This window comes from Hydrocoleum sp. CS-953 (assembly GCF_002260545.1).
In the GTDB taxonomy this organism is placed as follows: Bacteria; Cyanobacteriota; Cyanobacteriia; order Cyanobacteriales; family Microcoleaceae; genus Trichodesmium.
This window is the reverse complement of record NZ_LGSU01001156.1, coordinates 1-7,396: the sequence shown is the minus strand read 5'-3', so window position 1 is coordinate 7,396 and position 7,396 is coordinate 1. Positions and strand designations below refer to the sequence as shown.

General features: G+C 37.6%; 6 protein-coding genes and 1 pseudogene. 1 reads left to right on the top strand and 6 read right to left on the bottom strand.

All coding sequences use genetic code 11. The annotated features are described in order from the left end of the window. The 4 genes from AFK68_RS18395 to AFK68_RS18380 form a co-directional block, all read right to left on the bottom strand. The coding region (locus AFK68_RS18395; protein ID WP_143438022.1) for an SDR family oxidoreductase at positions 1 to 541 on the bottom strand (541 nt) is incomplete at its 3' end. 125 nt (positions 542 to 666) lie between these two features. Further along, positions 667 to 752: NAD-dependent epimerase/dehydratase family protein (locus AFK68_RS42030; protein WP_246844278.1), on the bottom strand; the 86-nt coding region annotated here is incomplete at its 3' end. Positions 753 to 1,441: 689 nt separating this feature from the next. Further along, complete coding sequence (gene rfbF, locus AFK68_RS18385; protein ID WP_094674014.1) at positions 1,442 to 2,254, bottom strand: glucose-1-phosphate cytidylyltransferase; 813 nt, start codon at positions 2,252 to 2,254, stop codon at positions 1,442 to 1,444. Positions 2,255 to 3,463: 1,209 nt separating this feature from the next. Next, entirely contained in the window at positions 3,464 to 4,462 is a 999-nt protein-coding gene (locus tag AFK68_RS18380) for a glycosyltransferase family A protein (RefSeq protein ID WP_094674013.1), read from the bottom strand. A 783-nt stretch (positions 4,463 to 5,245) separates the two neighbouring features. Here AFK68_RS18380 and AFK68_RS18370 point away from each other — a divergent pair. After that, entirely contained in the window at positions 5,246 to 5,335 is a 90-nt protein-coding gene (locus AFK68_RS18370; protein ID WP_210407486.1) for a helix-turn-helix domain-containing protein, read from the top strand. 81 nt (positions 5,336 to 5,416) lie between these two features. Here the strand turns inward: AFK68_RS18370 and AFK68_RS18365 are convergent. Beyond that, positions 5,417 to 6,469: pseudogene (locus AFK68_RS18365) on the bottom strand (LCP family protein); the annotation flags it as partial. Between the two features lies 1 nt (position 6,470). After that, a partial coding sequence (locus AFK68_RS42025) for an LCP family protein (protein ID WP_246844276.1) occupies positions 6,471 to 6,744 on the bottom strand: 274 nt, incomplete at its 3' end. Positions 6,745 to 7,396 lie beyond the last annotated feature (652 nt).

The following is a 7,396-nucleotide window of genomic DNA, read 5'->3' as shown; positions in this document are numbered from 1 at the left end:
CTAGATCGAAGCGTAAACGTGGAGAAACACCATAAGCGGTGGTGGCATTCCGCAGAAAAGTCGGGGTAAAATCATCATTAGCTAACTCACTTACATCTTGCTCAACTTTTACCTTAGAAATACCATAGGGAGTCACGGGATTAAAAGCTGAGTCTTCAGTTAACCAATCATTTCCTCCAGCACCATAGTTACTACAAGAAGAGGAAAATATATAACGACTAATTCCGACTTCTTTACTTAATTTAGCCAAATGAACAGAAGCCAAATGATTAATCTCGTAGGTCAGTTGTGGATTAAGATTGCCCAAAGGATCATTAGACAATCCTGCTAAATGGAGCATTGCATCAAACCCTACTAAATCAGATGCTTCCACATCACGGATATCTTTTTTTAATTCAGGAATTTCTGGAATACCTTCTCCAAAGGTACTATCCTGATATAAGTCACTATCTATTCCCGTAACTTCATGCCCCTTCTCCAGAAGCATGGGAACTAGAACTGTACCAATATAACCTTTGTGGCCTGTTAGTATAACCTTCATCTAAAAATTCTCCGGTAGTTTGGAAACCCCTAAGCAACAGCAACGGGGAGGAAAAACAACGGGGGTTACTGAACTGACCAGTCCCCTTACAGAGCTGGGGTTTAAACCCCCTAAAACCATCCATNCCCGTAACTTCATGCCCCTTCTCCAGAAGCATGGGAACTAGAACTGTACCAATATAACCTTTGTGGCCTGTTAGTATAACCTTCATCTAAAAATTCTCCGGTAGTTTGGAAACCCCTAAGCAACAGCAACGGGGAGGAAAAACAACGGGGGTTACTGAACTGACCAGTCCCCTTACAGAGCTGGGGTTTAAACCCCCTAAAACCATCCATTTCAGTAGCTTTGGCCGCGCTTTTTATGTCGGCGACAGCCGAAACGCGCCGCTTCGCTAACGCATAAGTTATCTGTCGGTACTTTTCAAAAGTGGAGACATTGCATACAACGTCCCTATCTTAACCCACTTCCCTTGTTTAACCCTTGAGTTATAGCAGCTCAGGACTGGCGAAGATAGCATCCAGTAGCTTAAACACTTACCGATAACGTAGAAATCTGTANTCCCCTTACAGAGCTGGGGTTTAACCCCCCTAAAACCATCCATTTCAGTAGCTTTGGCCGCGCTTTTTATGTCGGCGACAGCCGAAACGCGCCGCTTCGCTAACGCATAAGTTATCTGTCGGTACTTTTCAAAAGTGGAGACATTGCATACAACGTCCCTATCTTAACCCACTTCCCTTGTTTAACCCTTGAGTTATAGCAGCTCAGGACTGGCGAAGATAGCATCCAGTAGCTTAAACACTTACCGATAACGTAGAAATCTGTAGGGGTTTGGTGAACAAAACCCTTCTAGGTTGGTTAGGTGTTTGACAAGAACATCCTTGGAGCGAAGAAACAAGTGAGTTACAACGCCATAGCTTTAGCTAGGGGCTTCCTGACAATTGGTTCCTCCCAAATTTTCCAGGGTGCGTTTCCACTGTTCCAGAGTTTTTCTAAATGTCTTTTGTCCCTCAATGTATCCATACATTGCCAAAACCCAGAATAGCGATAGGCCATCAGTTGACCATCTTGAGCCAGGTTTTCTAGAGGAGCTTTTTCCCACTGAGTATCATCACCTTCTATATAGTCATATACTCCAGGTTCTAAAACAAAAAATGCCCCATTAATCCACCCTTCTTTAGTTTGCAGTTTTTCCGAAAATTCCACAATGCGATCGCCGTCCATTTCCAAGTGACCAAAACGTGCTGGTGGACGTACTGCAGTTAAAGTTGCTAATTTCCCATGACTACGATGAAAATCTAGTAAATCTTTAAGATTTAAGTCAGATACTCCATCTCCCCAAGTCAGCATAAAAGTCTCATTACCCATATGGGGAATAAGTCTTTTGATCCGACCACCTGTATTAGTGTAAAGTCCTGTATCAATTAACTCCACATTCCAATTAGGCTTTACTCCCCCTTGCATTTCTATTTTGCCACTTTGCAAATTAACAGACAGATTACTATTGAGAGAACAATAATCTATCATGTATTTTTTGATAACTTCACCTTTATAACCCAAAGCAATGGTAAAGTCTTTAAATCCATAATGAGCATAGTGCTTCATAATGTGCCAGAGAATTGGTTTTCCGCCTATCTCCACCATTGGTTTTGGTTTATCTACAGTTTCCTCTGAAATACGAGTTCCTAAACCACCAGCCAGAATTCCTATTTTCATCCGAAAGATCCTTATATATTTATTTAATAGTGATTTCATTTTACATCTAAAATTTTTATATAGCAGTTCTAATTTTTAATGAGATACAGTGTTGTTCTCTTTTCTCTGTTTTTTGTTCTCTGTTTTTTGTTCTCTGTTTTTTGTTCTCTGTTTTTGTTCCCTAAAATCAAAAATTTGTGTAGCTAATCTACTGCCGTCTCAAGCCTTAAATGTTACTTTAGGAAAATGGTACGATGCTGATTTTTTTTAGACCTTTTAGCCACCAAAAACACTTTTCATGTTGCGGAGCAAAACGGCTATCGCCGACATGAAAAGGTGGCAATACTTATGCTGAGTTACCAAACTCTTAAGTGTTTGTCATAACCCACAGAACACGGAATATTAAGCCAATACGCTAGCTTAATCTTTGCTTGTGCATTCACTCTCTAATCTACTACAAAAATTTTATATNTTTTTTAGACCTTTTAGCCACCAAAAACACTTTTCATGTTGCGGAGCAAAACGGCTATCGCCGACATGAAAAGGTGGCAATACTTATGCTGAGTTACCAAACTCTTAAGTGTTTGTCATAACCCACAGAACACGGAATATTAAGCCAATACGCTAGCTTAATCTTTGCTTGTGCATTCACTCTCTAATCTACTACAAAAATTTTATATAGGAAAGAAATAGTGAGTTAGGACAACACTAAGATTTTTTGCCCTGCCTTTATGTCGTGGTCATGGCGACTACCATGGTGGATACATTCCTATTCTCTAATTGAAAGGTCTAATTTACCCCACGTTTGCCTAGCATTCCGCAGGAAAGGAAAAACTAAGTAGGGACGTTCCATGGAACGTCCCTACTGTGGTCTACCTAAGTGAAAACTGCTATAACTAGAGCTACTTGTTTTGCAATCTCTATTCCCTACCCCCTAAAGTCAGGGTAATTGTATATTTTGGTTGTGCATCAGTAAAGTGTGGGATAAGTCGCGTAGGGCTGGCCAATATAATCTAAAAGCACTGATATCTAAAGGTTAAGCGCCCACATGGTCGCGAAAAAAGTGCAAATTTTTTAGCCTTTGAGACTAAAAAGTTAGCACGAAAGGCAGACACTTCCCAAAAAGATACAGGTACAATTATTTCTCCTACTTTCGAGTGTCTCCCCACACGGACCACACTTCCTTGACGCAGTACCTATATTTTTTTATTTGGAAGTCTCTTTTCCAAACTACACATCTTCTGCTGATAGTTGCGATGACCCTTCTGGTTGAGTAGAGGGTTGTAATATATTTTTTGCATAAACAATATGTATGATTTGGATCGTTGCAATCAATATATCTCTAATTAATTTAGCTCCATTCCAGTAACTAAACATCCATTTTATAAGTTGTATAAAACATAGAAATTGTTCAACTCCAACCAAGGGAGATTTTTTTATCCCCCAAATATATTCTTGTAAAATTCGCCAATTAGGTAAAAGAATTTTTCCTTGATTTTTGGGGTCAAACCACTCTGAATATTTATGCATCCGGAGGATTTTCTCAATTTTATTGTGGGGATTAAACAATAATTCCATTGATTGTTTTTGATGTCTTCTAGCTTGCAAAAGATATTCAGGGATTTCAAAGAATTGACCATAAAGAGTTAATATTGCTACCAGAGACCTATCGGAACCTGCATAGCTAGCTATTAAGGGAGTTTTTTCAAGAATATTGGTACGTATTAATCCAAAAATTTGATAATTCCGATGGTGAAGACGGGTAATATCATAAAAGCGTTCGTGAGCCTTGAGAGAATTAGTTTTAAATTCAAGTTGATAATAACTTATCGTTTTACCTTGTTGATCGATAATATTGGTTCGGGGATAGCAAAGAACAACTTCAGGTTTATTTTCTAATATTTCAACGCATCTCTCCAAAAAAGTAGGGTCACAAATATCATCGTGGGCTGCCCATTTGAAATATTTTCCCTTGGCTAACTTAAAAGTTCGATTAAAGTTTCTAGCTGCTCCTATATTACTTCCATTTCGATAGTAGCGGATACGTTTATCTTTAAGAGCATATTCTTGACAAATTGATTCAGTAGCATCGGTTGAGTTATTATCGCAAATAATAATTTCCAAATCAGTGAAAGTCTGATTTAATAGTGAATTAATCGCTTCTTCAATAAATTTTTCACCATTATAGACTGGTAAGCCGATACTGACACAAGGTTTAGATTTACTCATGATTATTAACTAATGAAAGTATTACTGTAATTTTTTTTGATTTTCTTTGAAAGTAAAGGGGTTTTATCTGTGCAGCTTAATAAGTTTTATCCCTGAGTTTGTTTTGTCTGTAAGTTTCTTTTCCCTTCTAATTAAAACATGACATAACCATCCTAAATATCGCAAGTCCTGTAACCGCATCTTTACCGAATTTTTAAATTCACAAGTCTTAATATACTTTGATTAACTCTGTATAAACCCTGATGTACTCGGAGATTGATGTTGATTGAATAATTTAACCTGTTAAAAATTTTTATGAAGTTTTGATGAAGTTTTCCTAGAACTGGCAGGTTTGCCTATACATTGATACTCAAATATGATAAAATAAAAAATTTTTGGGTATAGTAATCGAATCGTAGAATCACAGTGATGGATGAAGTTCCAAATAGCTGCAATATGGTTACTAGGAGCATTTCTCATGGAGGCGAAATATATACCTTACCCTGTTCCCAAAAACTACAAAAATATGAAGGTTTGATGAAGATTTCCCTGTTTCCTGTTCTCTGTTTCCTGTTCCCTGTTCCCTATTATCTGTTTCCTGTTCTCTGTTCCCTATTATCTGTTTCCTGTTCTCGGTTTCTTATTCCCTATTCTCTGTTTCCTGTTTCCGATTCACAAAAATCTGTACTTGATAACCCATACTCCGCAGTTCATTTTGAAACATAAAAAGTGGTATAAAACAAGGGGCTTGTAACTGTTGGCTAAAATCTGGTATTATCTATAAAAATCTGGGATTATCTGTTTATGCTACTTGGATTCAAAACTGAACTACACCCCACAAAACAGCAAAAAACGCTGCTGGCTAAACACGCTGGTATAGCGCGTCATGCTTAACAATTGGGGAAGTTCAGTTATACTAAGTTTTGAAGTAATGAAATCATTTGCCATCGGTGAGGTGCAAATGTTTAGCTTTGTCTAGTTTTCAAGAAGGTGTTCCTGAAGAGCATTAATTGTATTAACAGCATCTTCCCCTAATCTAATAGTCAAATCAGAACCAATTTCACCTGTAGAAGCAGCTTCAATATTACCAAAACCTAAAGTATTTTTCACAACTTCTGCTGACTCTAAATCACCCCCTTGAACAATAACTTGAGTAAAACGTTGTTTGTCAGACCAGTCAGGAACTACATAAACATTGTAAAATCCTTGGTCACGCAAATACTGAGCAAATTTTGTGGCTGCTTGGGAGTAACTAGAGGCATTTTGCACAGCTATTTTATTCTTGATCGGCAAAATTTCATTTACCTCCATCGGATTATATATATTGTCATAATTAAACTTGTCTAACTTGATATCAAAATATTGTTCCAGAACGCGATCGCGACCAGCTTTATCTATAATCCAATAACTAGCCAAATACTCATTTCTAGAACTAGGTTTTCCTGGCAACATCACCATTTTCAAATCATCCCGCTCTAAGTCAAGACTAAAACCGATCAAAGCCAGCATTTCCTGAAAAGTTAAATTGGTATCAACATACTTTTGCATCACCCGAATAATTTGAGGCAACTGAGGTATAACTGCCACATTAGTAACGCGACTTTGCAATGCCTTTATCAAAACTTGTTGTCGTTGTACACGACCAATATCACCATAAACTTCTTCTCGGAAACGGGCAAATTGTTCTGCTTGTTCTCCATTGAGAGTTTGCCAACCTGGTTGTAAATCTATATTGAATTTTTGGGTATTATCAACATAAGACATAGGTTGAGGAACAAAAACTTCTACTCCACCCAGTTGTTCGACTAATTCTCGAAAGGCTCCTTTGCTGACTCGTACATAACGGTCAATCTCAATATCATTCAGAGTATTTTCTAAAACATTTTCTGCTAGTTTCGGACCCCCATAAACATTGGCTTCATTAATTTTGGCAAGACCTATTCCGGGAATTCGGACTTGAGTATCTCGTGGCACAGAAAGTAAACTAACCGTCTTATTCGTGGGGTTAGCTCGTACTAATAGTAAAGTNCTCCTTTGCTGACTCGTACATAACGGTCAATCTCAATATCATTCAGAGTATTTTCTAAAACATTTTCTGCTAGTTTCGGACCCCCATAAACATTGGCTTCATTAATTTTGGCAAGACCTATTCCGGGAATTCGGACTTGAGTATCTCGTGGCACAGAAAGTAAACTAACCGTCTTATTCGTGGGGTTAGCTCGTACTAATAGTAAAGTATCACTACGACCCTCAAATACATCTGGAGAATCTTCTGCCACTCCTGGAACTTGGTCAATTCCCATAACTAGGATATTTATAGGTCGTGAAAGTTGGTAAGGTAAGCGTTTACGCCATAGAATATCTGCGGTAAATTCCTGGAGTAGTTGAGTTATAAATTCTGGTTCAACAGGGGCAAACAAAGCAGTTATTGCTCCGAAAGAAGTAGTTGTGGTTCCACTCAAGAGTAATATAAATATCCAGAACCACCATTTAAACCAAATAGGCCGTGAGTTAGTATTAGTAGAAGAAGTATTATTCATAAAAAATCCAAAAATAAAAATATAAATTCAACAGTAAGATGATGGTTGAAACTAAGACGTTATGGCTTTGGACCTTAATCTCGACAAAAATCTTCCTAGTTAACTTAATAGTCGGAACATTTGGGAAAAACTGGCAATAATCATATAAATACTCAGAATCAACACTTTAATAGGATAGGTTGGGAGTTAGTAGAAGGGCTATTATTTATAAATAATTCCCAAATTAAAATCCCAATTCCCAACTTATCAGGACTTACGCATAATTGAAGTCTTAAACACTATCTATCTATAACGTTATAGTTTTTGAACCCTATATATAGTGTCTATGCGTAATTTCTGTTATATTAGATGATGGTGGAAACTAAGACGTTATAGTTTTAGACCCTATCTCGACAAAAATCTTCCTACTATAGTG